We start from the raw sequence: 23,181 nt of genomic DNA on the forward strand, positions 1-23,181 counted from the left end.
CCGGCGGCGCCTACGCTGAGGAGGTGTTCTTCCTCTTCGGCTTCGGCACCAAGCAGAAGCAGCTCGGGCCCGGGTCGACCCGCACCTGCCCGCGCTGCCACAACTCCACCACGTGGGCGCGGGTGAAGGAGTACCGGCAGTTCACCCTGTTCTTCGTCCCGGTGCTGCGCTGGAAGCGCCGGGACCTGGAGGTCTGCGGCATCTGCAGCGCGGCCGTGGAGCTCTGAGCCCCGTGGCCCACCCCGCCGTCGCCCGACTCACCCTCGAGGAGAAGGCGGGACTGCTCTCGGGCGCCTCCTTCTGGCGCACCCGCGCCGTCGAGGCCGCCGACGTCGAGGCGGCCGTGCTCACCGACGGCCCCCACGGCGTACGGCTGCAGACGGGCGCCGGCGACCACCTCGGGCTCCACGACAGCGAGCCGGCCACGGCCTTCCCCACCGCGTCGGCCACGGGGTCCACGTGGGACCCGGACCTGCTCCGCGAGGTCGGCGAGGCCCTCGGCCGTGAGGCGCGGGCCCTCGGGGTCGACGTCCTGCTCGGCCCGGGCATCAACATCAAGCGCTCGCCGCTGTGCGGTCGCAACTTCGAGTACCTCTCCGAGGACCCGCTCCTCGCCGGGGTCCTGGGCGCCGCCTGGGTCGAGGGTCTGCAGTCGGAGGGGGTCGGCGCGTCGGTCAAGCACTACGCCGCCAACAACCAGGAGACCGACCGGATGCGCGTGAGCGCCCAGGTCGACGAGCGCACGCTGCGCGAGATCTACCTGCCGGCGTTCGAGCGGGTCGTCACCACCGCCTCGCCCGCGACGGTGATGTGCTCCTACAACAGGGTCAACGGCACGTACGCCGCCCAGCACCCGTGGCTGCTCACCGAGGTGCTCCGCGACGAGTGGGGCTTCGACGGCTACGTGGTCTCCGACTGGGGCGCCGTCACCGACCCCGTCGCCTCCGTCGCCGCGGGGCTCGACCTCGAGATGCCCGGCACCGGCGACCGGAGCCCCGGCCTGCTCATCGACGCCGTACGACGCGGCGAGCTCGACGAGACCGTGCTCGACCGGGCCGTCTCCCGCGTGCTCGGCGTCCACGACCGGCTGCGCGCGGCCCGCGCGACGGACCCGGCGGGCACCGAGGACGTCGACCCCGGGGCCGACGCCGGGGCCCACCACGACCTCGCTCGCCGGGTCGCGGCCGCCTCGATGGTGCTGCTGGTCAACGACGGCGGCCTGTTGCCCCTCGACGCCCGCGACGGAGGTCGGATCGCCGTCGTGGGCGAGCTCGCCCGCACCCCCCGCTACCAGGGCGCCGGCAGCTCGAAGATCTCCCCGACCCGCCTCGACGACGCGCTCACCGCGATCCGCGCGGCCACCGACCGGCAGGTCGGCTTCGCCGCCGGCTACACCCTCGACGCCGAGGACGAGGCGGACCCGACCGAGCAGGCGCGGCTGCGCGACGAGGCCGTCGCGCTCGCCGACGGCGCGGACGTGGTGGTGCTGGTCCTCGGGCTGCCCGCGGCGGAGGAGTCGGAGGGCTTCGACCGCACCCACCTGCTGCTGCCCGCCGCGCAGCGTGACCTCGTCGCGGCCGTCACCGGCGTCACCCCGCGGGTCGTCGTCGTGCTCGCCCACGGCGGCGTCGTCACCCTGGACGGCATCACCGGTGTCGTCCCCGCCGTCCTCGAGACCTGGCTGTCGGGCCAGGCGGGCGGCTCCGCGACGGCCGACGTGCTGTTCGGCGTCGCCGAGCCCGGCGGGCGCCTCGCCGAGACCGTCCCCCTCGCGCTCGCCCACACCCCGGCCCACGTCAACTGGCCCGGCGCCGACGGTGTCGTGACCTACGGCGAGCGGCTCTACGTCGGCTACCGCTGGTACGACGCCACCGACCGCGAGGTCGCCTTCCCGTTCGGTCACGGCCTCGGCTACACGAGGTACGCCTACGACGACCTGCGCGTCGACGTGCCCGACCCCTCGATCGCGCGGGCCCGGGTCGAGGTCGTCGTCGAGAACACCGGCGCCCGCGCCGGCGCCGAGGTCGTCCAGGTGTACGTCGGCCATCCCGGCGCCGCCGTCGACCGCCCGGTGCGCGAGCTCCGTGCCTTCGCGAAGGTGCACCTCGAGCCCGGGGAGCGCCGTACGGTCGCGCTCGACCTGGACGAGCGTGCGTTCGCCCACTGGTCCCCGGACGGCTGGCGCGTCGAGCCCGGGACGTACGTCGTGGACGTCGGCGCCAGCTCGCGCGACCTGCGGGCCACCGCGGAGGTCGTGCTCGAGGTGCCGGCGCCCGTGCCCGCGCTCACGACCACCTCGACGCTCGACGAGTGGCGCGCCCACCCCGCCGGGGGCCCGGTGCTCGCCGAGGCCCTCGCCGGCCAGGCGGGCGCCGGCACGCTGGAGGACCCGGAGACGCTCGCCCTCGTGGGCCCGATGCCGCTGCGGGCGGTGCTGTCGTTCGCGTCGTCCGGCGACGGGCCGGACCCGGACGAGGTCCTGGCCGGCCTGCTGGCGCAGGCACGCGACCGGGCACCGGCGCCGGGATCCGGCGCCACGGCCTAGTCTCCGGCCATGACCACCGCCCGGCTCGTGCCGGTGACCACCGAGATGGACGGTGAGGAGCTCGACGCCGAGGACGCCTGGCACCTCGCGCGGCGCCACGGCCTGAAGAAGATCGTGGTCGAGTCGTTCGTGCGCTTCCGCTACGGCGACGGGTTCACCAACAGCCGTGCCCTGGCCCTGCAGGCGGCGCTGGCCGTCGTCCCCTTCCTGCTCGCCGTCACGGGGCTGGCGGCCGACATCGACGAGGACCAGCCCGCCGTGGTCGTGGCGCTGACGGTCGACGCCGTCACCCCGGGCGGCGGCGACGAGGACGCCCTGGTCCGCGCGGTCACGCAGGGCTCGGAGGTGCCCGGCGAGCTCGCGCTCGTGCTCGGTCTGGTCCTCGCGCTGATCACGATGACCACGGCGATGGCCCAGGTCGAGCGCGGGGCCAACCGCATCTACGGCATCCGCCGCGACCGGCCGGCGGTCGCGAAGTACGGGCGGGCCGCCGTGTTCACCGCGGTGCTCGCCGTGCCCGTGGGTCTCGGGTTCATGCTGCTCGTGGCCGGCGGCGCGTTCGCCGACGCGATGGTCCAGGAGTACGGCTGGAGCGAGACCACCGAGGACCTCTTCGACGTGGCCCGGTGGCCGGTCGGGCTGGTCCTGCTCGTGGTCGCCATCGCCGTGCTCCTCAACCACGCCCCGCGCCGCCGGCAGCCGGCCCTGTCGTGGCTCGCGCTGGGCGCGGGCGTCGCGGTCCTCGTCAGCATGGTCGCGGCCGCCGGCCTCGCGCTGTACGTCGAGGTCGGCGGTTCCTTCGACGACACCTACGGCCCGCTCGCGGGCATCATCGCGCTGCTGCTGTGGAGCCTGCTGTCCTCGATGGGCCTGTTCTACGGCGTCGCCGTCTGCGCGCAGCTCGAGGCCCTGCGCGCCGGCGACGAGGAGCCCGCCCTCGACGACCCGGGCCGACCCCACCACACCTCGGTCGCCACCACCGAGGACGCCGAGGACGCCCGCGAGGCCGAAGCCCGATGACCCGCCGGCAGCGCGTGGCGGCGGTGCTCGTCCTCACCGCCCTGCTGTCCGGCTGCGGCGGGACCCGCAGCGGCGGTCCCGCGGCCGAGGATGCCGACGACCGCGGGCGTCGGCCGGACGCCGTCGCCACGCCGGCGCTCCCCTCCCTGCGCCCGGAGGCCACCGGCGCGCCGGCGCGCTGCGCTCCCGGCGACCCGATCGCCGTCGGCACCGGGCCGGTGGACGCCGCGCTCGGTCGTCGCTACCTCCTCCTGGAGTTGCGCAGCTGCCGCGAGACCGGCGTGCGCCTGGACGCACAGCCCGTGCTGACGGCGTCCGACGCCTCCGGGCGACCCGTCACGATGAGGTTGGTCGACGCGGCGACCATCCCGCGGGTGCCGAGACCTCTGACGCTCCGCCCCGGCGAGGCGGCGTACGCCGGCTTGTCCTGGCGGGGCGCGCCCCGGTCGGGCCGCGTCCGCGACCTGACGCTGGTGGCGGCGCCCGGTGACCGGCCCTCCGGACTGGTCGTCGAGCAGCCCGACCTGCGCCCGCGCTCGCCGGTCCGCCTGTACCCGTGGACGACCCGACGCTCGGACGTCTTCGGGTAGCCGAGTCGGGCCGCGGAGCGTCGGGCGGAGCCGGACGACACCGGCGGTCGGCACCGCGGGCCGTCCTACGGTGGGGGCATGGTGTTCTGGCGACGGGGTTCCGACCGGGCCGGCGGCGGTCCGGTGGAGGGCGTCGCCGCGACGTACGCACGCCTCGCCCGGACCCACCTCGCCCCGGACGTAGCGGAGCGGTGGCTCGCCCTGGTGCGCCCGGCCATCGAGCTGACGGTCGATCCCGGCGGCGGCCCGATGGTCGGGCGCCTCGGGGGAGTGCCGCGGCTCCCGCCCGGCGTGGCCTGGCCGACGTGGGAGGGGCACGGCGCGCTGCAGCACGTGGCCGAGATCGACCTCGCCGCCGTGGCGGCGTCCGGCCTCGACGCCGACGTGCCCCTGCCGACGACCGGACGCCTGCTGGCCTTCTTCTACGACGGGCCCGGCCGTGACGACCCGGACGGCACCGTCGGCGAGCTCGACCCCGCCACCACTGCCGGGTCCCGCCTGCTGCACCTCGACGCCGCCGCCGACCTCCCTCCGGCGACGGTCCCGCCAGGGGTGGTCGTGATCGAGGAGCAGACGCTCCACGCACGTCAGACGGCCACCTGGCCGCGCTGGGAGAACCCGGCGCTCGAGGAGGCCTTCGGCGACGACCTGGACGACGCGCTCGGCGACGACTTCCTCGAGGCCCTCGACGAGGTCGACGCCCGGGGCACCACCGAGCAGCTCGGCGGCTGGGCGGACTCGCTGCAGTCCCCCGTCGACGCCGACCTGCGGGCCGCTCGGCCCGACGGCCCTCGTCGCGCGCTGGTGCTGCAGGTGGGCTCGGCGGGCGGGATGGAGTGGGGCGACATGGGCACCCTCTACTGGCTCGCCCCCGTCGACGAGCTGCCACGCCTCGAGGGCGTGACGTTCACCTGGCAGACCTGACGCCCGACGGGAGGGTCGGTCCCGTCGGGCGTCGGGTCGTGGCGTCGGGCCGGGTCAGGGCCGGGGGACCGTGAAGGTCCCGGCGCGGGGGGTGCCCGCGGGGACGGTGTTGTCCTCCAGGTAGCGCGCGAGCCACGGCGACGGCTCGCCGCGGGTGGCGCGGTCGTCGGCGGTCGACTGCACCGCGAGGCGCAGGTCGGCGCCGCGCACGGTCACCGTCCGGCCGCTGGGCAGGGCGCGCCAGCTGCCGCCGTCGATGGTGCCGATGCCGACCACGAGCCGGTGGCCCTTCCGCAGGGTCCAGTCCATGCCCTTCAGCTCGAAGGTGCGCCCCGTCCCGGTCAGCTCGGCGACGTTCTCGTTGATCAGCGTCGCCGTGTCGGCCGCCGGGTCGACGTCCCACATCGAGACGTGGACCTGGCCCTCGCCGCGCGTGTCGAGCGCGATCTCCGGGGTGCCGGTGAGCCGCGTCTCGCGGGCCAGCGGACGCGACCAGGTCTGGTACGACGTGGGCACGGTGCCGGCGGCCGCCAGCGTCGTGGCGTCGCGCTCGGCGGCGGTGCCCAGCGCGCTGCGGACGGCCTGGTCCATGTCACCGCCCTCGCGGCGCACGACCCGCGGCGGGACCCGGCGCTCGGCGACCCTGCGAGCCTGCGCCGGGTCGAGCCCGGTGCCACGCAGCGCGGCGCCGTCGCCGCGGGCGGCGAGCGCGTCGAGGGGGCCGGCGTCGACGTAGCTGCCCGGGCGCAGGGCCACCACCTCGGTGCGGTCGGCCAGCGGCCAGGTGGGCTGCGCCCGCCAGGCCCCGAAGTTGTCCTGGATCGCGAACGCCGGGTCCTTCACGGCCGGCTCCAGGCCCTTGAGGTGCCGGTCGTAGAACCGCATCACCTCGGCGAAGTAGTTGGTCCGCCCCTGCGACAGCTCGCCGGTGCCCGGGTCGACCTCGTTGCCGCGCACGTGCTCCCACGGGCCGAACCAGCCGCGCGTCGGGCCGCGGTGGTTGCGCAGGTAGGTGGTCATCTCCTCGGGCTTCGTGTTGGACTCGGTGAAGCCCTGCGTGAGGAACAGCGGCGTGGTCGCGCCCTGCGCCTTCGCGGCCTGGTCCCGCAGCCGCCAGTAGGGGTCGTCGTCGTCGGTGTTGACGACGTTGTCGCGCAGGTTGCGGGCCAGGCACTCCGGGTGCTCGGTCTCGTAGGCCGCGGCCCGCCGGTAGCGCGGGGTGTCACCGGAGGTGCCGCCGAGCGAGGCGATCGAGTTGTAGGCGTTGGGCGTGCCGGTCTGGTTGTAGCGCGGCACGTCGTGGGAGTAGAGGTACGGGTACATGTCCCACAGCGGCTCCTGCGCGACGACCGCCTCCAGCCCGTCGGGGTCGAGGTCGGCGCCCCACAGGCCGGTGACCGCGTCGTAGGACTTGCCGTACATGCCGACCTTGCCGGTCGACCACGGCTGGTTCTTCGCCCAGCGCACGGCGGCGCGGATGTCGGCCTGCTCCCCGGCCCCGAGCCAGTCCAGGCAGCCGGTGCTGCCGCCGAAGCCGCGGTTGTCGACCAGCACGACGGTGTAGCCGCGCTCCATCAGCCGCGCGCCGTCGATCAGGTCGTCGAAGCGGGAGCTGGGCTGGACCTCGTCGGTCTCGCGGCCGGTCTGCCCGGAGTGGTTGAAGTAGGGGCCCACCGACAGGATCACCGGCGTACGACGGGTCGCGGGGAGGTCGGCGGGCCGCAGCACGTCGGCGTGGAGGGTGACCCTGGTGGGCGAGCCCGCCTGCGCGGCCGGGAGGTAGTGCTCGGTCCAGGACGCGCCCTCGGGCACCCCCGGGTTCTCGTCGGTGGTGACGCCGTCCGTGATCGGCCCGGCGGTCGCCACCGTGCCGGCGGCAGGGCCGACGACGGCCGGGGCGGTGCTGGTGGCCGGGGTGGTGGCCGTGGCGCCGGGCGCGGTGAGCGCGCCGGCTGCGAGCGCGACGGCGGCCAGAGAGGCCGCGGTCGCGAGGGGTCGCGTGAGTCGCATGTGGTGCCTTCCCGAGAGCGGACGCCCCGGGCGTGGGACGACCAGGATCCGAACCTACGACACGCCGGACCCTGCCGTCGCGGGTCCGGTCGCCGGGTGCCGCGGCGTCGTACGGTCCTCGCACGGCGTGGGATCGGGGGAGACCATGGGGGACGCTCGGCAGGGGAGGACCGCGACGAGAGCCTCGGCGGAGGTGAGGGTCGGCAGACGGACGGTGTCCTTCGCGCTGGACGACCCCGACGACCACGTGCAGCGTCACCTGGTGCGGGGCCGCTTCTACGAGGCCGACCTGCTGCCCACCCACGGCGACCTGGTCTGGATGCGCTCCACCGTGCTCGACGTCGGCGCCAACGTCGGCAACCACACGGTCTGGTACGCCCTGCGCACCCGTGCGGCCCGGGTCTACCCGTTCGAGCCGAACCCGCCGACGGCGGCGCTGCTGCGTGACACCGTCGAGCGCAACGGTCTCGCGAAGGTCGACCTCACGCACCTCGGGAAGGGGGTGGGGTCGCGCCGGCGCGACCTCTACGTGCACGCCGCGCCGGGCGAGCACAACCTCGGCGGCACCTCGCTGCGCAAGCAGGGGGACGTCGCCGTCGCCGTGCACCCGCTCGACGGGCTGGACTTCGAGGGCCCGATCTCGCTGGTCAAGATCGACGTCGAGGGCATGGAGCTGCAGGTGCTCGCCGGGGCGGAGGCGCTGGTCGCCGAGCACCGCCCGGGCCTCGCGGCCGAGGTGCGGACCAAGCACCTCGCCGCGTTCTGGGCCTGGGTCGAGGCCCACGACTACCACGTCGTGCGGGCCCACAAGATGTACGCCGACAACGTCAACTACGTCTGCGTGCCCCGCTCCTGACGCTCCGGCGGCTCCTGCGGGCGCTGGCGCCCGAGCTCGCCGCCGATCCGCCCGCCGTACGGACGCCCGTGGTCGGCGTACTCCTCGCGGAAGAAGGACAGCCGGTGCGGCCCGACCGAGATGCCGGTCCCGGTGCGCAGGATGTGGCGCATCACCGGCGTGCCGTGGACCCGGGTGGTGCCCCCCACGGCCTCGACCACCCACTCGTCGTCCTCGTCGTGGACGAGTCGGGAGTGGACCTCCGCGAGCCCGGGCAGCCGGATCTCGCAGTCCTCGCCCGAGCCGATGCGGGCACCGTCGACGAGCCAGTACGTCGGGGCGCGGCGGTCGCCGAGCACGTCGGCCTCGACCAGGAACAGGCGGGCCTCCCCGCCGCGCCCGGGGTCGTGGGTGGTGGTGGGGTGGCGACGCCGGCGGCGCAGGAACGTCGGGGCCGGTGGCCACACCGTGGCCGGCGGCAGCATCGACAGGTCGGGCAGGGCCTGCTGCTGACCACCGGTACGGGCCCGGGCGGCGGTGAGGGCACCCCGCAGGCTGCCCATCCGGATCCGGCGGGAGCCGGTGAGCCGCCGCTGCCACCACGGCGCCCTCACGTCGCCGACCGTGATCAGGTGCTGCCCGCCCGACACGACGCGCACCTGCACGTGACGCTCCGCGAGCGCCCGGGCGAACCCCCGCACCGCGGGGGCGTCCCGGGCGCCCGCGAAGGCCTCCGGCGTGTCGACCTCCAGCACCAGCCGGTTGCCGGACCCGGTCAGGCGACCCTCGACGTCGGGCTGGCCGTCTCGCTCGAGGGTGAAGCGGAGGTCCGCGGAGACCGTCGTACGCACCCGCTCAGTCCGATCCGGAGGCCACGCGGTCGGTGGTGGTGATGGTGAGCGTCCCGTTGAGCTTCCAGGTCGCGCGGGGCGCCTGGGGCCCGGTGTCGCGGGGCACCTCGACCGCCATGTCCTCGAAGCTGTAGTGGATCGCGGCCTGTCGGCCGGTCAGGAAGTCCCACATCTTCTGGCCGAGGTCGACCCAGTCGAGGACGTCGTCGGTGCGCTCGGTGCGCGGGCTGTTGACGGTCATGGCGTGTCTCCGGTGTCTCTCAGAGGTCCGCGGGGCGCAGGACCCGGTCGATGGCGTGGCCGACCTGGCGGTTGCCACGGTTGATGTCGAGCACGACCACCTGCGGGTTGGGGTCGTTGAAGTCGCGGTCGCCGAGGAGGACGTCGCCGTTGCGGACGGTCACCCGGATCGGGGCGCCGAGCGCGGTGCCGACCCGGGTGCCGCGGGCCGCGAGGACCTTCTCCGAGGTGAGCGTGCGGCCCGGGAGCACGTGGTAGAGCAGCACGTCGTTGACGGTCGGGACGCCGAGCGAGCGCACCGCCCGGAAGGTCGCGCGCTCCGAGCCGGGTCGCTCCCCGGTCAGGTCGGCGACGAGCCGGGTGAAGGCCTGGTCGGTGGGCAGGAAGGCGGTCGTCCGGCGCGAGCCGTCGGCGAGGACGCCGACCCGGCTGCCCGGTCGCGCCTCGAGGACGAGGCCCACGGCCCGCTCCAGGACGTCGAAGTCCTGCGCGTCGCGGTCGAAGCGCGCGCCGTCGGCGGCGAGCACGGTCGCGAGGCTGCGGGTCTTCAGGGCCTCGGCCGCGCCGTCCGCGGCCTGGGAGGGCGACCCGGCGGCCAGGACGGCGCCGCCGGCGAGGACACCGGAGGTGGCGAGGGCGGCGAGGCGGCGGCGGAGCGGGGTGCGGGACATCGGGAACTCCTCGGTCAGGGTCGCGTCGGGGATGTGGTGCAGGTCACGGGGGTGACCGCGTTGTGCAAGTAAACCACTTTCGTGTGGAGGTTCAAGGGCCGAAGGTCCCACGGCGCGACCAGTATTCATCCACAACCTCCACAGGCTGTGGACGCAGGTGTGGAGGATTCGCCGTGCACGTGTCGGGGCGCGCCCGGGCCGGAAGAGGAGCGGGTCGACGTGCGTTCTGCGTCGTATGACCTCCCAGATCCGGACCGAGATCCAGACCGTCGGCTTCATCGGCGCGGGGCGCATCGGCAGCGCGGTCGCGCGCCTCGCCGTCGACGCGGGCTACGACGTCGTGCTGTCCAACTCCCGCGGGCCCGAGACCCTCGCCGACCTCGTGGCCGACCTGGGCCCGCGCGCCCGGGCCGCGAGCCGGGAGGAGGCCGCCGAGGCGGCCGACGCGCTCGTCGTCACCATCCCGCTGCACGCCGTCGGGGACGTGCCGGTCGCGCCGCTCGACGGCACGATCGTGCTCGACACGAACAACTACTACCCCGACCGGGACGGCCACGTCGCCGCGCTCGACGAGCACCGCGCGACGACCAGCGGGCTGCTGCAGGAGCACCTGCCGGGCGCGCACGTCGTCAAGGTGTTCGGCACCATCAACTCCGAGGCCATCGTGCCGCTCGCGCGGCCGTCCGGGGACCCCGAGCGCTGCGCCCTGCCGGTCTTCGGCGACGACGCCGACGCCAAGGCCCGGGCGGTGGCGCTGCTGGACCGCCTCGGCTACGACGTCCACGACGGCGGCGGGCTCGACGAGAGCTGGCGCGCCGAGAACGGCCAGCCGGCCTACGGCATGCCCTACGCGACCGACGGCGACATGGCCCGTCCGCGGCCCGCGAGCGCGGACGAGATCGCCGCGCTGCTGGCGCGGGCCGACCGCGAGGACGTCGAGCTGATGACCTTCGCCGCGCCGGAGTGACCGCAGGAGCGGGCGCGGGGGCGGGCCCGTCGGGCGGACCACCTGCTCGCGCGCTCGCGCTCGTCGGCGCCAGGGACTAGGAAGGGGCCCATGCCCCCCACCTCGAGCCCGACGCCGGAGCCCGACCCGGGCGCGCGGCCCGTCGCCGTCCCCGCGGACGAGGCGGCGCAGGTCCGTGCGCGCTGGGAGCGGCTCGGCCTGCCGGGCCTGGTCGACGTGCACACCCACTTCATGCCGCAGCGCGTGCTCGACAAGGTGTGGGCGTTCTTCGACCGGGTCGACGAGCTCGCCGGGCGCGCGTGGCCGATCGCCTACCGGCTGCCCGAGCCCGAGCGCGTCGCGCGGCTGACCGACTTCGGGCTGCTCGGGTTCACGGCCCTGGCCTACCCCCACCGCCCCGACATGGCCGCCTGGCTCAACGAGCACACGCTGGACCTGGCCTCCCGGACCGCCGGGTGCGTGCCGTCGGCGACCTTCTACCCCGAGCCCGCCGCCCCGTCGTACGTCGCGGACGCGCTGCACGCGGGCGCCCGGGTCTTCAAGTCGCACGTGCAGGTCGGCGACTACGACCCCCGCGACCCGCTGCTCGACGAGGTCTGGGGCCTGGTCGCGGAGGCGCAGGTGCCGGTGGTGCTGCACGCCGGGTCCGGGCCGCACCCCGGCACGTTCACCGGCCCCGGGCCCGTCGCGGAGGTGCTCGCGCGCCACCCGCGCCTCGTGCTCGTCGTCGCCCACATGGGCCTGCCGGAGTACGGCGACTTCCTCGACCTCGCGGCGGCGTACGAGGGCGTGCACCTCGACACCACGATGGCGTTCACGCCGTACGTGGAGTCGATGCACCCGTTCCCGGCCGCCGAGCGGGCGCGGCTGCGCGACCTCGGCGACCGGATCGTGTGGGGCAGCGACTTCCCCAACATCCCCTACCCCTACCTCGACGGGCTCGACGCCGTGATCGGCCTCGACCTCGGCGACGACTGGCTCCGCGCCGTCCTGCACGACAACGGCGCCCGCCTGCTGCGGCTGTCCTGAGCGCGCCCGCCGCTACGCCACGAGGCTGACGGCGAAGATGATCGGGAGGGCGATCACCGAGGCCAGCGAGGTGACCAGGGTCAGCGACTTCAGGGCGCCGCTCGTGGAGACGCCGAGCAGGGACTGGAACATCCAGAAGAAGTTGCTGTTGACGTGCAGCGCGAACAGGGCGCCGGCGCCGATCGCGAGCCCGACGACGACCGGCGCGGTGTCCAGCTGACCCAGCACGGGACCGATGATCCCGGCGGCGGCGATGGCGGCCACGGAGATCGAGCCGATCGCGAGGTGCAGGACGGCGGCGACGAGCCAGGCGAGCAGGATCGTCACGGCGACGGGAGCGCCCTGGTCGGCGGAGAAGAGCCCGCCGAGCACGTCCGCGAGGTCGGTCGCGGCGATGACGGCACCCAGCGAGCCGCCGACACCGGTGATCAGCAGGATCTGGCCGGTGGTGTCGAAGCCCTTCTCGATGGCCTCGCCGGTGCGCCGACGGCCCATCGTGACCCGTGACAGGACGAAGGCGCCGAGCAGCCCGACGAACAGCGCGAACGCCGGGTCGCCGACGAAGGCGACGAAGGGCGTCGAGGCGCCCAGCGCGTCCATGACCGCGCCGAACGCGATCATCGCGAGCGGCACCAGGACCGGCAGCAGCGCGACCGGCAGCGGCGGCACCCCGGGTCCCGACCCCGGGCCGGCGACCGCGGCGCCGTCCGCCGCCTCGCGCTCCGCGAGCGCCTCCGCCTCGAGCAGCGACTCGGAGGGGTCCTCGTCCCTCTCGGGGTTCCAGAGGCCGGCCCGCAGGATCAGGCCGTGCACCAGCACGGTGAGGACCGCGGTCAGCGGCCCCACGAGCAGGCCGTAGACCAGCATCGTGCCGAGCGGCACGCCGAGCAGGCCGGCGATCGAGACCGTGCCGAGGCCCGGCACGACGAAGACGTAGCCGACCAGGATCCCGGCGGTCACCGCGCCGCTCATGCGGCCGAGCCCGTGCGGCCCGAGCCGTGGCGCCGCCGAGCGGGCCAGGGGCGAGGCGAGCACGAGCTGCACGTCGACGTAGATCGACGGGAACAGCGACGTCATCACCGCGGCCATGGCGTAGGGCAGCCGGGTCGCCCCGAGCAGCCGCAGCAGGCCCGCGACCAGTCGCTGGAGCGCCTGCATCGAGAACAGCAGGGCCCCGATCAGGACGCCGAAGCCGATCAGCAGGCCGACCTCGGCCATGATCGAGCCGAACCCGCCGACGATCTCCTCCAGCGTCCCCGCGAACCCGAGCCCCGCGGCCAGGCCGAGGCCCAGGGAGCCCAGGACCAGCGAGATCATCGGGTCGACGTCGAGCACGATGATGAGCAGCACCACCGCGAGGATCGTGACGGTGGCGTACAGGATGATCACGCGAGGCACCTCCGGGTCGGGTGGCCGGGTCGGGTGGCCGGGTCGGGTGGCTGCACCGTGCCACACCGCGCTGCTCCGGCCCTCGCGCCGGTGGCACCGCGTCCTAGGCTCGGCGCGTGTACGTGCCCCGGGCCAACGCGATGGACGAGGAGTCCGGGGCGCGCGCCCTGGTGGCGGCGGTCGGCGCCGCCGAGCTCGTGACGACCGGCGCCGACGGCTACCCACGGGCGACGCTGCTGCCCGTGGTGTGGGACGGCGACGTCGTGACCGCCCACCTCGCGCGGGCCAACGAGCAGTGGCGCGGGATCGGCGTCGACACCCCGGCGCTGCTCGTCGTGCGCGGCGCGCAGGCCTACGTCTCGCCGTCCTGGTACGCCGCGAAGCGCGAGCACGGCCGGGTCGTCCCGACGTGGAACTACTCCACGGTCCACCTCACCGGCCGCGCGCGGGTGGTCGAGGACCCCGCCCGGCTCCGGGACCACGTCGAGGCGCTGACCCGGCTCCACGAGGGGCGGCGGGCCGAGCCGTGGGCGGTCGGCGACGCGCCGCCGGCGTACGTGGCGGGGCAGCTGCGCGGGATCGTCGGCGTCGAGGTGGTCGTGGAGCGGGTCGAGGGCAAGGCCAAGCTCAGCCAGAACCGCTCGGTGGCCGACCGTGCCGGTGTGGTCGCCGGGCTGCGGGCCGAGGGTGGCGCGGACGCCGCGGCGATGGCCGACGAGATCGCGGCCGGCCTCGACCGGTAGCGCCCAGTCCCCAGGCCCGGTCCCCAGGCCCGGTCCCCAGCCCTCGGCTCCCGTTGTTCACTGCTCAGCGCCCGGCGAGCGCCTCGGCGACGACCCGCCACACGTCGGGGTCGACGCCGAGCCCGAGGTGGGTCGAGCCCACCTCGACGTGACGGACGTCGGGGGAGGTGCGGTCCAGGCAGGCGCGCCAGTCGACGACGCCGTCGCGGCGCGAGAGCACGGCGGTGACGGGCACCCGGATCGGCGTGCCGGTGCCGAGGCGGCGCCCGAGCCGCACCGGGCTGCCGTAGGTGACCACCCGCCGCACGGCGTCGGGCTCACGGCGCGCGACCTCCCGCGCGATCAGCCCGCCCAGGCTCCATCCGACGAGCGAGACCGGCCCGCGGGCGGCGGCCACCTCCCGCACGTCGGCCGCGAGCAGCGCGACGTCCCGGGTGGGACGGCCGGTGTTGGTGCCGAGCCCCCACGAGCGGGCGTCGTGGCCGAGGCTGCGCAGGTAGGTGCGGATCGGCAGCCCGGTCAGCTCCGGGGCCCGCCACCCCGGCAGGTCGATCACGACGGACCCGTCGCCGCGGGGGGCGAGGGCCAGCCGCGGGGAGGCCGCCCACAGCCGGGCCGCGCCGGCCCAGCCGGCGAGCTCGCCGAGCAGCAGGGCGGGGTCGGGCCGGCGGTGCGGGGCGGGCGCGGCGGCGACGCGCTCCACCTCCCGGGCCCGCGACGTCAGGCCGATCGTGCCGAGGGCCCGGCCGGGGCCGGGGATCCTGCCGAGCGTCCTGCCGAGCGTGGTGCCGGAGGTCCTGCCGAGGTGGGCCACGACGGTCGGTACCCGGGTTCAGCGCTCCCAGGCGCGGTAGCCGTCCAGCGCGACCGTCGTGCCGGACACGCGGGCGCCGACGGCGTAGCGGTAGTCACGACGGACGTCGTCGCGGCGCAGGTCCAGCGCCCCGGCGGTGTCGAGGCGGAACAGGAACCGCCAGCCCTCGCCCCGGGGATCGGCGTACGCCGCGGCGCTCGCGCCGCGCACGACCAGCGCGATCCGCGCGGCGGGGTGGTCGAGGTCGACGACGCCGTCGAGGGCGGCGGTCGGCTCGGCGCCGCCGACCTCGAGGCGCCCGCCGACGCGCAGGTCCCAGCCGACCCGGCGGAGGTCGTGGCGGTAGCGCAGCAGCAGGTAGTTGTCGCCGTCCTTGGCCACGCCGGCGACGAGGGTGCGCTCCCTCGGGGCCCCCGGCCCGGCCGTGGGCAGGGGGCCGGGGTCGAGCTGCACCACGAACTCGTCGCCGCGCGGCCCCACGGGCGCGATCGCCAGCAGGTGGGCGGCGCCGGCGGAGGAGACGACCAGGCGGGAGCCCTCGACCGTGACGTCGGCGGGGGCGGCGGTGGCCGGGACGGGGGCGAGGCGGTGCTCGCCGAGCCCGCCGTCGAAGGTCTCGGTGACCACGCGCCGCTCGCGCCCGGCGGCCTGCGAGGGCGGCCCGGGGTAGAGGTCCAGCTCCGCGAGGTGGGCGGTGAGCATCGCGGTCAGCCGCGCGGCGACCTGCGGCCGCTCGGCGGCGAGGTCGCGCGACTCGCCCGGGTCGATCGCCACGTCGTACAGCTCGACGCGGCGGTCGCCGAGCCACATCAGCAGCTTGTCGTCGCCCACGCGGACCGCGGCGTGGGGCAGGGTGCCGCCGATCAGGTGGGGGTAGGCCCAGTACGTCGCCTCGCGGGTGCGCTGGCGACCCCGTCCGGTCAGGGTGGGCACCAGGCTGGTGCCGTCGACGCCGCCGGGTGCGGGCAGACCGGCGAGCTCGGCGGCGGTCGGGAGCACGTCGACCGTGCTCGTGACGTGGTCGCTCTCGGCGCCGGCGCGCACCAGGCCCGGGCCCCAGGCCACGAGCGGCACCCGGATCCCGCCCTCGAGGAGCTCGCCCTTCCCGCCGCGCAGCGGCGCGTTGGCGGGGCGGTTCTGCCCGCCGTTGTCGGAGGTGACGAGGAGCAGGGTGTCGCGGGCCAGTCCGTGGCGCTCCACGGCGCGGCGGATGCGGCCGACCTGCTCGTCGACGCTGGCGAGCATCGCGGCCAGCAGCGGCCGTCGACCCGGGCTGCCGGCCCCGGGCTTGGCCTCGAAGCGCGCCAGCAGGTCGGGCTTCGCGACGAGCGCGGTGTGGACCGCGTAGTTGGAGACGTGGAGGAAGAACGGCTCCTCGCGGTGGGTCGCCACGAAGTCCTCGACCTCGGCGGCGAGGCGGTCGGTGAGGTACTCCCCGGGCTCCCGGGCCGGCTGCGCCGGCATGAAGAAGTAGGGGTGCTGGTAGTCGCCGTCGCCGATGTAGAGCTCCTCGCTGACGCGTACGTCGTCGAAGCCGTGGGCGTAGGGGTTGCCGGGGCGGCGGCGGTAGTCGCCGGAGTAGGTCTCGGTGAGGTGCCACTTGCCGATCAGGCCGCTGGTGTAGCCACGGCGGGCGAGCACGTCGGCGACGGAGGCGCCGCGCGGGTCGAGGAAGGAGTCGGAGGCCGCCGACTCCGGGCGCAGGAAGTCGGTGATGCCCGTGCGCCCCGGGTAGCGCCCCGTGACGAGCGCCGCACGGGTGGGGGAGCACAGCGGGGCCGCCGCGTACGCCTGGGTGAAGCGCGTGCCCTCGGCGGCGAGCCGGTCGATCTCCGGGGTCTCGTTGAAGTCGTTGCCGTAGCAGCCCAGCTCGTCCCACCCGAGGTCGTCGATCGACACGACGACCACGTTGGTGCGTCCGGCCGGCCGGCCGGGTGGCCGGCGGGGCCGGGCGCCGGCGGGCGTCGGGCGGGTCCCCGCGAGCGCGGCGGCCGCGGCGGAGCCGGCGAGGACGCTGCGGCGCGTGGCCGGCAGGGTGGAGCGGACCGTCACGACGACCTCTTTCCCGAGTAAGTCAACCGAACCAGTGCAGTAGAACACGCCGCCGGGCCGGATGGCGCACACTGGGGCCATGGAGATCGCCCGTGTCCGGACGTTCGTCGAGCGCCACCACCGCGCCGTGCTGGCCACCCGGAGCGGTGGCCGCGTGCAGCAGAGCCCGGTGCTGGTCGTCGTCGACGACGAGGGTCGCTTCGTGGTGAGCAGCCGTGAGACGGCGTACAAGACGAGGAACCTGCGCGCCGACCCCTGGGCGCAGCTGTGCGTCTTCACCGACGCCTTCTTCGGGACCTGGTACTACCTGGAGGGCCGCGCCGAGGTGCTGTCGCTGCCCGACGCCATGGAGCCGCTGGTCGACTACTACCGCCGCGCGGCGGGCGAGCACGACGACTGGGACGACTATCGCGCCACCATGCGCGAGGAGCGACGCGTGCTCCTGCGGATCACGGCCGAGCGCGCGGGTCCGGACCGTCAGGGCTGAGGCCGCGGCGCCGGGGTCACGTCAGGTCGTCGGCCAGGCGTTGCGCGTGCAGCCGTCGAGGCCGTAGGTCTGCTGCTGCATGACCGGGGCCGGGCTCCCGGGGGCGCTGCACTCGACGTGGCCGTAGCCGAGGCGGTGGCCGACCTCGTGGTTGACGAGGTAGGTGCGGTACTGGCGCAGGTGCCCGCGGTAGTCCGGGACCCCGAGCGCCCAGCGCTTCGCGTTGAGCACGACGAGGTCGCCGTTGCGGCACGAGACCTCGCCGTTGGTGGCGAGCGGGGCGCAGAGCAGGTCGGTGGTCGCCGGGGTGGCCACGAGCACGCGGAAGTCCGACGCCTCGCCGGTACGGCGCAGCTCCAGCCCGGCGGTGGTGCGCCAGCCGCGGGGGTCGCCGAGGACGCGGTCGACGGTGCGGGCGGTGGCCCGCGGGGAGAACGGCACGCCCTCCTCGACCTCGACGGTGTAGGTCAGGTCCGCGTCGGCGGGCGCCTCGGCGGCGAGGGCCACCCGGAACACGCCGCTGCCCGTCGCGGGCACCCGCCGGGGCCGCGGCGCCGGCTCGGCCTCCGGCTCCTCGGCGGGGGTGGTGCTCGGCGACGGCGCGTCGCGGCCGGGCAGGGCGTCGGCGGGCGCGTCCGGGGCCGGCTCGCCCGACGGGGCGGCGGACGGGGCGTCGGTGTCGCGGGCCACGGTCGACGGGCCGCGGTCGAGCAGCTCCGGGACGACGGGGCCGAAGCCGGTCGCGAGCCCCGCGACCGCCAGGATGCCGACGCCCCGCACGACCCTCGTCGTACGACCCGGGCGCGGGGCGGGCGGTGTGGCCCGGTGGCTGCCCCCGCGGACGCGGCGGCCGGGCTCGCGCGGGGGCATGGCGGAAGGATAGGCCGCGCCGGGCGGGCGGCTCCACGGTCGGGAGCGGCGCGGGTGGGGAAGGCCGCGGCCGGGGCGGGGGCCGACGACCTCCGAGATCGCCGACACCTGGACGAGGCAGGGGCTCGTCGTGCTGGCCTCGACCCCGGGCTGAGGCCCGGCGCGCCGTCCGGGCGTCAAGGAACCATCAGGACGGTGCGGGAGGGCGTCTCGGCGCTGGCAGCATGGGGACCATGGGAGAGCGGCGGGGCCGGCTGGCGGTCTACCTCGGCGCCGCGCCCGGGGTGGGCAAGACCTACGCGATGCTCGACGAGGCCCGCCGTCGCGTCGCGCGGGGCACCGACGTGGTGGTCGGCTACGTCGAGACCCACGACCGCCCCCACACCTGCGCCCAGCTGGAGGGCCTCGAGGTGGTGCCGCGCCGGGAGGTCGGCCACCGGGGCTCGGCGTTCACCGAGCTCGACGTCGAGGCCGTGCTGGCGCGCTCGCCCGAGGTGGTGCTGGTCGACGAGCTCGCCCACACCAACGTGCCCGGCAGCCCACGCGCCAAGCGCCACGAGGACGTCGAGGTGCTCCGCGCCGCCGGGATCGACGTCGTGACCACGGTCAACATCCAGCACCTCGAGTCGCTCAACGACGAGGTCCGGCGCATCACCGGCGTCGTCCAGCGCGAGACGGTCCCCGACGAGGTGGTCCGCACCGCGGACACGATCCAGCTCGTCGACATGGCGCCCGAGGCGCTGCGCCGCCGCATGGCCCACGGCAACGTCTACCGTCCCGAGCGCGTCGACGCCTCCCTGTCGTCGTACTTCCGGGTCGGCAACCTCACGGCCCTGCGCGAGCTGGCGCTGCTCTGGCTGGCCGACCGGGTGGACGACGCGCTCGGCGACTACCGGCGCCGCCACGACATCGACGCGCCGTGGCCGACGCGGGAGCGGATCGTCGTCGCCGTCACCGGTGGACCCGAGTCCGAGACCCTGCTGCGCCGCGGCGCCCGCCTGGCCCAGCGGGCGGGCTCCTCGGAGCTGCTCGCCGTCCACGTGGTCGCGGGCGACGGGCTGCGACCGGCCGGGGAGCAGCGCGTGGCCCACGTGCGCCGGCTGGTGGCCGGGCTCGGCGGCACCTTCCACAGCGTCGTCGGCGAAGAGGTCGCCGAGGCGGTCGTCGACTTCGCCCGCGGCGCCAACGCCACGATGGTCGTCGTCGGCGTCTCCCGGCACGGTCGGTTGCGACGACTGGTGGCGGGCAGCACCGGCGACCGGATCGCCGCCCTCGCGGGCGGGGTCGACGTCCACCTCGTGACCCACGACGAGGTCGCCCGCAGCACCCGGTGGCGCCACCCCGGCCCGTCGCCGCTCAGCCGGCGGCGGCAGGTCGCGGGGTGGGTCGGGGCGCTGGTGCTGCCCTTCCTGGTCGCCGGGCTGCTGCAGGCCTTCGACGAGACCGACCAGCTGCCCCTCGCGGAGATGCTGCTGCTCGCGGCCGCGGTCGGGGTCGCCCTCGTGGGCGGCCTGCTGCCGGCGCTGCTGGCGGCCGCGGTCAGCTTCCTGCTGCTCAACCTCGTCTTCACCCCGCCGTACGGCGTCCTGACCGTCGCCGACCCGGCCAACCTGCTGTCGCTGCTGGTCTACGTCGCCGTCGCGACCGGCGTCGCCGTCGTGGTCGACACCGCCTCGCGGCGCGCGATCAGCGCCACCCGGGCCCGCGCCGAGGCCGAGACGATGGGCTCGCTGTCGGCCTCGGTGCTCACCGGCCAGGACACCGCGCAGGCGGTGTGCGCGCGGGTGCGCGAGGCGTTCGGCCTCACGGCGGTCGCGCTGCTCGAGCACGGTCCCGACGGACCGCGCACGCTCGCGCTCGACCCGCCGGGGACCGACCCGGACGTGTGCGCGGGCGGGGGCCCCGACGGCGACGGCCGGGCGGCCGCGGTGCGGATCGACGACACCCACGAGCTCCGGCTCGCCCCGAGCACCCTGCGCGCGGAGGACCGCCGCGTGCTCGAGGGCTTCGCGGTGCAGGCCGGCCTGGTGCTGGAGTACCGGAGACTGCGCGAGCGCGAGGAGCGCGCCGCCACCCTCGAGGGCGCCGAGGCCACCTCGACCGCGCTGCTGCGCGCGGTCTCCCACGACCTGCGCACCCCGCTGGCCACGATGCGCACCGCCGTCGACGGGCTCGCCCGGCCGGCCGACGGTCTCGCCCGCGGGGACCGCGAGGCGCTGGTCGCCGCGGTCGACGGCGCCACCGCCCGCCTCGAGCGGCTCATCGACGACCTGCTCGACCTCTCGCGGGTCACCTCCGGGCTGGTGCGCCCGGTGCTGGCCGACCGCAGCCTCGAGGAGGTGCTGCCGACCGCGGTCGCCGGCCACCCTCCGGGCACGGTGAGCCTGGAGGTCGACGAGGACGTCCCGCTCGTGCGCACCGACGCGGGCCTGCTGCAGCGGGTCGTGGCCAACGTGGTCGACAACGCGGTGCGGGTCTCGGACGGGCTGCCGGTGCGGGTGCTGGCCGACGTGCGGCCCGCGACCGTCGAGGTGATGGTCGTCGACCGTGGCCCCGGCGTGCCGCCCGAGCGGCGCACCGCGATGTTCGAGCCCTTCCAGCGCCTGTCCGACACGAGCCCCGGCGGCCTCGGTCTCGGCCTCGCCGTCGCGCGCGGCCTCGCGGACGCCCTCGGCGTCGACGTGGTCGCCGAGGACACCCCGGGCGGCGGGCTGACCCTCGTGCTGTCGGTGCCGCGGGCCACCGCCCCGGAGGGGGCCGCGTGAAGGTCCTCGTGGTCGACGACGAGCCCGCCCTGGCCCGGGCTCTCGCGATCAACCTGCGCGCCCACGGCTGGGAGGTCGTCACCGCGGCCGACGGCCGCTCGGCCCTCGACGCCGCCGCCCGGACCCACCCCGACGTCGTCCTGCTGGACCTCGGCCTGCCGGACCTCGACGGCACCGAGGTGATCGAGGGCCTGCGGGGCTGGACGACGGTGCCCGTCGTCGTGCTCTCCGCGCGCCAGCACGGCGAGGACAAGGTCGAGGCCCTCGACCTCGGCGCCGACGACTACGTCACCAAGCCGTTCGCGATGGACGAGCTGATGGCGCGTCTGCGCGCCGCGGTGCGCCGCGCCCAGGCCACGGCGGCCCCGGCCGACCCGGTCGTCGTCGCGGGGGACCTGCGCATCGACCTGGCCCGCAAGCAGGTCCACCGCGACGGGGTGGAGGTGAGGCTGACCCCCACCGAGTGGGCGTTCCTCGAGCTCCTGGCCCGCCACCGGGGCCGGCTCGTCACCCGCGAGGAGGTGCTGCGCGAGGTGTGGGGCCCGGCGTACGCGCACGAGCACCACTACCTGCGCGTCTACGCCGCGCAGCTGCGCCGCAAGCTCGAGGCGGACCCCGCGCACCCGCGCCACCTGATCACGTCGCCGGGCCTCGGCTACGTGCTCGAGGCGTGAGCGCGGGACCGGCTCCTCAGCCCTCGGCTCGCAGCAGCGTCAGACGGTCCAGCAGGCTCTCGAGCGCGTCCTCGAACTCGAGCGCGGCGTGGTCCTGCGACAGCTCGCTCCGCAGCGCCGCCACCGCCGGGTAGTCGGCGAGGCCCTCGTCGGCGACCGAGCCGTCGTCCACGACGTCGAGCGGACCCACGTCGGCGCCGTGCCCGGCGACCTCGAGCAGCAGGTGCCCGAGCAGGAAGCTCGTGAAGGACCGGTACGCCGCGACCGCGGACCCGGCGTCGAACCCCTCGTCGGTGAGGGCGACGAGGAAGCGCTCGACCCAGACGAGGCTGCGCAGCGGGGGACGCAGCCAGGGGGCCTCCGGCGGGCGGGAGGCGACGAGGGGGAACGCCTTGGGGTGGGCCAGCGCCGCCCGGCGGATGCCGTGGGCGAGCCGCTGCAGGAAGTCCTGCCACCCGTCGGTGGGCGCGACCAGCACGTCCGGATCCCGCTCCAGCACGTCGAGGAGGGCCTCGACGACGGCGTCGAGCAGGTCCTCCTTGCCCGGCACGTAGCGGTACAGCGACATGGCCTCGACCCCGAGCCGGTCCCCGAGGCGCCGCATGGTGAGACCCGCGAGGCCGTGCGCGTCGACGTAGGTGAGGGCGGCGGCGACGATCCGGTCGCGGTCGAGCGGCGCCCGGGCGGGCACCGCGTCGCCGCCGGCGATCGCCGCGTCGAGGTCGTGGCCGGCGCCGGCGCTGCGACCGGCGGGACCCCGTCGGTCCGAGGAGTCCGCGCTGTCGCCCACCCCCGCAGGCTAGCGCTCGGCGGGCCCGTCGGCTCCGTCGACCACGAGGTCGACCACGGCGACGTCGGCCTCGACGACGGCGAGCCCGGTCATCGCGTCGACGGCGCCCACGACCGCGCGGCGCACGTCGTCGGCGAGGTCGGGCAGCGGGGATCCCCAGGCGGCCGTCAGGGCCAGACGCAGGCGGACCTGCTCCTCGGCCATCGCCAGCTCGACGGCGGCGACGTCCACGACCCCGGGCACCTCACGGGCGGCGAGGCCGGCGATCTCGCGCAGCACGCGCGTGGTCAGGACGGTCCGGCCGCCGGACCCCTCGTCGGTCGTCTGGCTGTCCACGCGGTCCTCCTGTCGCGGCGGACCCGGCGTCCGCCTTACAACGTAAGGCAGCGTAGCGGTCGCGTCCCGGCGCGGGACGGACGGCCGGAGTCCGGACGCGACGACGGGCCGGCCGCCGTGAGGCGACCGGCCCGTCGGGCACGCGTGCGGGACGTCAGTTCTTGAAGGCGTCCTTGACGTTCTCGCCGGCCTTCTTGGTGTCGGCCTTCGTCTGGTCGGCCTTGCCCTCGGCCTTCAGCGAGTCGTCGTTCTTCGCGTCGCCGATGGCCTCCTTGGCCTTGCCCTTGAGGTCCTCGGCCGCGTTCGAGATCTTGTCGCCGATGCCCATATCAGCTCTCCTTCTGTGGGTGAGGCGCGGGGTGATCCCCGTGCCAACTTGATGGGTAAACGATCGCGCGGGCGGATTCATTCCCGACTCGCGCTCGGACGTCGTGACCGTGGTCAGCGTCGTCCACGAGTCCGCCGGCGCCCGCCGCGGGACTCGAGCTTCTTCTTGGCCGCCGGTACCCCGACGAGGGCCAGCAGCTTCCAGACCAGCCACCCCAGCAGGGCGAACAGGTTGGTCTTCGCGCGGGCCAC

The 23,181-nt window shown here is 75.8% G+C and carries 24 protein-coding genes; 12 read left to right on the forward strand and 12 right to left on the reverse strand.

What is annotated here, in order from left to right; all coding sequences use genetic code 11:
- Positions 1-23: 23 nt before the first annotated feature.
- From ABD158_RS01980 to ABD158_RS02000, 5 genes are all read left to right on the forward strand, one after another.
- Positions 24-227, forward strand: a complete 204-nt coding sequence (locus ABD158_RS01980; protein ID WP_344002931.1) for a zinc-ribbon domain-containing protein — start codon at positions 24-26, stop codon at positions 225-227.
- A gap of 5 nt (positions 228-232) precedes the next feature.
- Positions 233-2,545: a glycoside hydrolase family 3 C-terminal domain-containing protein gene (locus ABD158_RS01985; protein WP_344002934.1), complete on the forward strand. Its 2,313-nt coding sequence runs from the start codon at positions 233-235 to the stop codon at positions 2,543-2,545.
- Between the two features lie 9 nt (positions 2,546-2,554).
- The gene (locus tag ABD158_RS01990) at positions 2,555-3,565 is read left to right on the forward strand and encodes a YihY/virulence factor BrkB family protein (protein ID WP_344002937.1); all 1,011 of its coding nucleotides are present in this window, start codon (positions 2,555-2,557) and stop codon (positions 3,563-3,565) included.
- The gene (locus ABD158_RS01995) at positions 3,562-4,155 is read left to right on the forward strand and encodes a DUF4232 domain-containing protein (protein WP_344002940.1); all 594 of its coding nucleotides are present in this window, start codon (positions 3,562-3,564) and stop codon (positions 4,153-4,155) included. Before ABD158_RS01990 ends, ABD158_RS01995 begins: the two co-directional genes overlap by 4 nt.
- 78 nt (positions 4,156-4,233) lie before the next feature.
- Positions 4,234-5,079, forward strand: coding sequence for a YwqG family protein (locus ABD158_RS02000; RefSeq protein ID WP_344002943.1), 846 nt, complete (start codon positions 4,234-4,236; stop codon positions 5,077-5,079).
- Between the two features lie 54 nt (positions 5,080-5,133).
- On the opposite strand, the gene ABD158_RS02005 is transcribed toward ABD158_RS02000, so the two are convergent.
- Positions 5,134-7,089, reverse strand: a complete 1,956-nt coding sequence (locus ABD158_RS02005) for a CocE/NonD family hydrolase (protein WP_344002945.1) — start codon at positions 7,087-7,089, stop codon at positions 5,134-5,136.
- Between the two features lie 193 nt (positions 7,090-7,282).
- Between ABD158_RS02005 and ABD158_RS02010 the strand changes: the two genes are divergently transcribed.
- Positions 7,283-7,945: an FkbM family methyltransferase gene (locus tag ABD158_RS02010; protein WP_344002948.1), complete on the forward strand. Its 663-nt coding sequence runs from the start codon at positions 7,283-7,285 to the stop codon at positions 7,943-7,945.
- Here the strand turns inward: ABD158_RS02010 and ABD158_RS02015 are convergent.
- Genes ABD158_RS02015 through ABD158_RS02025 form a run of 3 tightly spaced genes read right to left on the reverse strand, consistent with a single transcriptional unit; the run spans position 7,921 to position 9,686 of the window.
- Entirely contained in the window at positions 7,921-8,775 is an 855-nt protein-coding gene (locus tag ABD158_RS02015) for an FHA domain-containing protein (protein ID WP_344002951.1), read from the reverse strand. The two genes, ABD158_RS02010 and ABD158_RS02015, sit on opposite strands and share 25 nt — an antisense overlap.
- Before the next feature lie 4 nt (positions 8,776-8,779).
- Entirely contained in the window at positions 8,780-9,016 is a 237-nt protein-coding gene (locus ABD158_RS02020; RefSeq protein ID WP_344002954.1) for a hypothetical protein, read from the reverse strand.
- Positions 9,017-9,035: 19 nt separating this feature from the next.
- Positions 9,036-9,686, reverse strand: coding sequence for a fasciclin domain-containing protein (locus ABD158_RS02025; RefSeq protein ID WP_344002957.1), 651 nt, complete (start codon positions 9,684-9,686; stop codon positions 9,036-9,038).
- 235 nt (positions 9,687-9,921) lie between these two features.
- On the opposite strand from ABD158_RS02025, the gene ABD158_RS02030 reads away from it, so the two are divergent.
- Both ABD158_RS02030 and ABD158_RS02035 read left to right on the forward strand, forming a co-directional pair.
- Positions 9,922-10,653: an NADPH-dependent F420 reductase gene (locus ABD158_RS02030; protein ID WP_344002959.1), complete on the forward strand. Its 732-nt coding sequence runs from the start codon at positions 9,922-9,924 to the stop codon at positions 10,651-10,653.
- A gap of 90 nt (positions 10,654-10,743) precedes the next feature.
- Complete coding sequence (locus ABD158_RS02035; protein WP_344002961.1) at positions 10,744-11,682, forward strand: amidohydrolase family protein; 939 nt, start codon at positions 10,744-10,746, stop codon at positions 11,680-11,682.
- A 12-nt stretch (positions 11,683-11,694) separates the two neighbouring features.
- Here ABD158_RS02035 and ABD158_RS02040 read toward each other — a convergent pair whose 3' ends face one another.
- Positions 11,695-13,071, reverse strand: a complete 1,377-nt coding sequence (locus ABD158_RS02040) for a GntP family permease (RefSeq protein ID WP_344002964.1) — start codon at positions 13,069-13,071, stop codon at positions 11,695-11,697.
- Positions 13,072-13,187: 116 nt separating this feature from the next.
- Between ABD158_RS02040 and ABD158_RS02045 the strand changes: the two genes are divergently transcribed.
- Complete coding sequence (locus tag ABD158_RS02045) at positions 13,188-13,814, forward strand: FMN-binding negative transcriptional regulator (RefSeq protein ID WP_344002967.1); 627 nt, start codon at positions 13,188-13,190, stop codon at positions 13,812-13,814.
- 64 nt (positions 13,815-13,878) lie between these two features.
- Here the strand turns inward: ABD158_RS02045 and ABD158_RS02050 are convergent, their stop codons facing one another.
- Entirely contained in the window at positions 13,879-14,628 is a 750-nt protein-coding gene (locus ABD158_RS02050; RefSeq protein WP_344002970.1) for a hypothetical protein, read from the reverse strand.
- Between the two features lie 18 nt (positions 14,629-14,646).
- Entirely contained in the window at positions 14,647-16,680 is a 2,034-nt protein-coding gene (locus ABD158_RS02055; RefSeq protein ID WP_344002973.1) for a sulfatase, read from the reverse strand.
- Between the two features lie 79 nt (positions 16,681-16,759).
- Here ABD158_RS02055 and ABD158_RS02060 point away from each other — a divergent pair, with 79 nt between their 5' ends.
- Entirely contained in the window at positions 16,760-17,167 is a 408-nt protein-coding gene (locus ABD158_RS02060; protein WP_344002976.1) for a PPOX class F420-dependent oxidoreductase, read from the forward strand.
- Positions 17,168-17,188: 21 nt separating this feature from the next.
- On the opposite strand, the gene ABD158_RS02065 is transcribed toward ABD158_RS02060, so the two are convergent.
- Positions 17,189-18,037, reverse strand: coding sequence for a DUF3152 domain-containing protein (locus tag ABD158_RS02065; RefSeq protein WP_344002978.1), 849 nt, complete (start codon positions 18,035-18,037; stop codon positions 17,189-17,191).
- 233 nt (positions 18,038-18,270) lie between these two features.
- On the opposite strand from ABD158_RS02065, the gene ABD158_RS02070 reads away from it, so the two are divergent.
- Entirely contained in the window at positions 18,271-20,802 is a 2,532-nt protein-coding gene (locus tag ABD158_RS02070; RefSeq protein WP_344002980.1) for a sensor histidine kinase, read from the forward strand.
- Complete coding sequence (locus ABD158_RS02075) at positions 20,799-21,476, forward strand: response regulator (protein WP_344002983.1); 678 nt, start codon at positions 20,799-20,801, stop codon at positions 21,474-21,476. Before ABD158_RS02070 ends, ABD158_RS02075 begins: the two co-directional genes overlap by 4 nt.
- 16 nt (positions 21,477-21,492) lie before the next feature.
- On the opposite strand, the gene ABD158_RS02080 is transcribed toward ABD158_RS02075, so the two are convergent.
- The 4 genes from ABD158_RS02080 to ABD158_RS02095 all read right to left on the reverse strand — a co-directional run bounded on the left by ABD158_RS02080 (position 21,493) and on the right by ABD158_RS02095 (position 23,181).
- Positions 21,493-22,266: a TetR/AcrR family transcriptional regulator C-terminal domain-containing protein gene (locus ABD158_RS02080; protein WP_344002986.1), complete on the reverse strand. Its 774-nt coding sequence runs from the start codon at positions 22,264-22,266 to the stop codon at positions 21,493-21,495.
- Between the two features lie 9 nt (positions 22,267-22,275).
- Positions 22,276-22,602: an Asp23/Gls24 family envelope stress response protein gene (locus ABD158_RS02085; RefSeq protein ID WP_344002988.1), complete on the reverse strand. Its 327-nt coding sequence runs from the start codon at positions 22,600-22,602 to the stop codon at positions 22,276-22,278.
- 154 nt (positions 22,603-22,756) lie between these two features.
- Entirely contained in the window at positions 22,757-22,930 is a 174-nt protein-coding gene (locus tag ABD158_RS02090) for a CsbD family protein (RefSeq protein WP_344002991.1), read from the reverse strand.
- Between the two features lie 113 nt (positions 22,931-23,043).
- Positions 23,044-23,181 carry a hypothetical protein gene (locus tag ABD158_RS02095; RefSeq protein ID WP_344002994.1) on the reverse strand — a complete coding sequence of 46 codons (138 nt, stop codon included), beginning with the start codon at positions 23,179-23,181 and terminating at the stop codon, positions 23,044-23,046.

Source organism: Nocardioides lentus (assembly GCF_039529515.1).
In the GTDB taxonomy this organism is placed as follows: Bacteria; Actinomycetota; Actinomycetes; order Propionibacteriales; family Nocardioidaceae; genus Nocardioides; species Nocardioides lentus.

Excerpts from the sequence above, each read along its gene's own strand:
- ABD158_RS02025 (WP_344002957.1), bottom strand. The coding sequence starts at position 9,686 with ATGTCCCGCACCCCGCTCCGCCGCCGCCTCGCCGCCCTCGCCACCTCC.
- ABD158_RS02005 (WP_344002945.1), bottom strand. The coding sequence starts at position 7,089 with ATGCGACTCACGCGACCCCTCGCGACCGCGGCCTCTCTGGCCGCCGTC.
- ABD158_RS02020 (WP_344002954.1), bottom strand. The coding sequence starts at position 9,016 with ATGACCGTCAACAGCCCGCGCACCGAGCGCACCGACGACGTCCTCGAC.
- ABD158_RS02065 (WP_344002978.1), bottom strand. The coding sequence starts at position 18,037 with ATGCCCCCGCGCGAGCCCGGCCGCCGCGTCCGCGGGGGCAGCCACCGG.
- ABD158_RS01990 (WP_344002937.1), top strand. The coding sequence starts at position 2,555 with ATGACCACCGCCCGGCTCGTGCCGGTGACCACCGAGATGGACGGTGAG.
- ABD158_RS02035 (WP_344002961.1), top strand. The coding sequence starts at position 10,744 with ATGCCCCCCACCTCGAGCCCGACGCCGGAGCCCGACCCGGGCGCGCGG.
- ABD158_RS01995 (WP_344002940.1), top strand. The coding sequence starts at position 3,562 with ATGACCCGCCGGCAGCGCGTGGCGGCGGTGCTCGTCCTCACCGCCCTG.
- ABD158_RS02070 (WP_344002980.1), top strand. The coding sequence starts at position 18,271 with ATGGGAGAGCGGCGGGGCCGGCTGGCGGTCTACCTCGGCGCCGCGCCC.
- ABD158_RS02060 (WP_344002976.1), top strand. The coding sequence starts at position 16,760 with ATGGAGATCGCCCGTGTCCGGACGTTCGTCGAGCGCCACCACCGCGCC.
- ABD158_RS02030 (WP_344002959.1), top strand. The coding sequence starts at position 9,922 with ATGACCTCCCAGATCCGGACCGAGATCCAGACCGTCGGCTTCATCGGC.
- ABD158_RS02000 (WP_344002943.1), top strand. The coding sequence starts at position 4,234 with ATGGTGTTCTGGCGACGGGGTTCCGACCGGGCCGGCGGCGGTCCGGTG.
- ABD158_RS02090 (WP_344002991.1), bottom strand. The coding sequence starts at position 22,930 with ATGGGCATCGGCGACAAGATCTCGAACGCGGCCGAGGACCTCAAGGGC.